The sequence below is a fragment of the Okeania sp. SIO2F4 genome (genome assembly GCF_010672385.1).
Lineage (GTDB): Bacteria > Cyanobacteriota > Cyanobacteriia > Cyanobacteriales > Microcoleaceae > Trichodesmium.
In genome coordinates this window covers 1-2,322 of sequence record NZ_JAAHGT010001214.1, presented here as the reverse complement: position 1 = coordinate 2,322, position 2,322 = coordinate 1, and the positions used below count along the sequence as shown (strand labels likewise).

General features: G+C 32.0%; 2 protein-coding genes and 1 pseudogene. 1 reads left to right on the top strand and 2 read right to left on the bottom strand.

Annotated elements, in window-relative coordinates:
* The first annotated feature begins 268 nt into the window (after window positions 1-268).
* Window positions 269-925, top strand: coding sequence for a hypothetical protein (locus F6K22_RS38995; RefSeq protein WP_293110317.1), 657 nt, complete (start codon window positions 269-271; stop codon window positions 923-925).
* A gap of 74 nt (window positions 926-999) precedes the next feature.
* Here the strand turns inward: F6K22_RS38995 and F6K22_RS38990 are convergent.
* Both F6K22_RS38990 and F6K22_RS38985 read right to left on the bottom strand, forming a co-directional pair.
* A pseudogene (locus F6K22_RS38990) lies at window positions 1,000-1,725 on the bottom strand (NUDIX hydrolase).
* Entirely contained in the window at window positions 1,695-2,285 is a 591-nt protein-coding gene (locus F6K22_RS38985; protein WP_293110316.1) for a nicotinate-nucleotide adenylyltransferase, read from the bottom strand. Before F6K22_RS38985 ends, F6K22_RS38990 begins: the two are co-directional and overlap by 31 nt.
* Between the last annotated feature and the right edge of the window lie 37 nt (window positions 2,286-2,322).

Sequence of the window (2,322 nt, the reverse complement as noted above, 5' to 3'; positions counted from 1 at the left end):
TTAAAGTAAGCATTAATTTTGGAAGAATCGCAACCAAATTTTAGAATTTCTTTTTAACAATTAATCCTAAATTATTAAAAGTTTTATTAGTCCTTAACAATTTAAAAAAAAAGAACAATTTCAGGTTGAGTCTCCAATCTCTAACCACAATCAGGAAAAAGAAAGCGTAGGATTTATTAAATCTTGGGGTAATAACGTTAATTATGTTGTTTTTCTTACTATAATTTTGGCAGTAATGGTTGCTTTTGGGTGGATATACAGAAGTGAAATGTGGGAAACAAAGATAGTATATGACTGCACCACTATTGAGTATAAAAATATAAGATTAGAGAGTAAAAATAATATAGATAATATTCTCAAAAAGCTACAAAAAGACTACCCAAATGCAACAATATTTCTGAATGGTTACTTAATACTAGAATCAAACGAAAAATTGGAAAATTTGAAGGAAAGTTTGACAAAAAGAGAAGAACTCAGTGAACCTGTTAACTATACTGTTAACCTGGATGGAGATATATTAAAGCTACAATATCATCCCCTAGACTTAGCGATCGCTCAACTTCGCGACCAGAAAGTAGGAGATATATCAAAGCTACAATATTCTCTCTTAAATTTAGCAAATGCTAAACTTGACAAACAACAAGTTGAAGAAATATTAAAGCTACAAGGCGATCTCCAAAACTTAAAAAACTCTGATAGCAACCAGCAATTTGGATATACATCAAAGTCAAAAAATTATATAGAAAACTTAAGGAAGGCTCAACCTCGCAACCAACTTCCTAACCAAGAATTTGAAGATATATTAAAGGTACAAAATTATCTCCTAGACTTAGTAGTTTCTCAATCTATAAACCAGGAAACTTTTACTATCAAAGCAAAAATTATAAATAGAAAAAATAAAAAGGAATGTCAAAGAAATTCCTGAAGCAATCTCATAGAGACCCTACAGTTGAAAAGATTGCTTCGGGGTATCAATTTTTTCTGAATTCCCTATCTCCATCAAATAAACATTAAAGGTTTATCTTTAATTAAAGCGAATGCCTCAGAATTAAACCGATAAAGACTAGCAGGTCTACCTGCTCCTCGTGATGTTTTTATGCCAGTATCAGATAAGAAACCTAACTTTAATAGTCTGGCACGAAAATTAGAATAATCTGAAAAATTGTTTCCTCAAATAGTTGTATAAAGTTGATATAACTCTCCCAAAGTAAATTCTTCCGGTAAAACATCAAAAGCAACAGGACTATACTCAAGTTTATTGCGTAATCTCGAATATCCATACTCAATAATTTTTTGATGGTCAAATGCTAATTGGGGAATTTGCTCAACAGGATACCAACTAATACTTGTTACCTCATTAGCAATTAATTCTGCTTCTTCAAATCTAACTAGGGCAAAATAACTGACAGATAGATATCTACAATTATAACTAGATTCTCTGGGGTCACGACCAGGACTGCCAAAAGTATATAATTGTTCTAAATATAGATTTTTTACCCTGATTTTTTCTGCCAATATTCTGCATGCTGCTGCTTCTAAAGATTCACCTTTTATTACTAACGTACCTGGTAAACTCCAGTAATTAATAAATGGTTCTTTTTGTCGCATGACTAACAAAACCAAGAGGCGGTTTTGTTGAGTATCAACGGAAAAAATTACATTATCTACCCCTACTTTGAAGTCTGCTTTATTGTTTAAACTATTTCTGTAGTCGCTTCCTGCCATTGATATAATTTATGCCGATATATATAATCTTTAATAGGAGGCGTAATAGTCATTTCGTCTCCTTGTTCGCGATATGCGGATGAGGAAACATTCGGAACTTCTAAAGAACCTATTTTTACTCCTGTATTTAGTTCCCTTAACTTCTGTAAATCTGCTTCTTCTGTTGTAATACCTTTTCGAGGTATTATTAATAATTCTACTTTCTGTAAAAGTTCTTCTATTTGATACCAACTTGGTAATTGTTTGACTAAATCTGAACCTACTACTAGAGTAAATTCGGCATCATGCCATTTTTTTCTGGCAAGTTCAACGGTTTCTAAAGTACGACGACTACTTAATTCTTGATGTAGATAAATATTGTTTTGATTCGAGTCAATATTTTCAATCAAAATAGATAACATTGTCGAACGTTGTTCTAGGGATGTTTGATGGCATTTAAAGGGATTATCTGATGCCCAAACTACTACTTTATCGAAGTTTTGAGAGAGCCATCTAACAATTGTTTCATGTCCGGCTGTTGGTGGGTCTGCACTTGTTCCAAATAAGGCTATTTTCGTCATTATATTTTGTAAATTTTTAGATTAGTTTGTAAACATT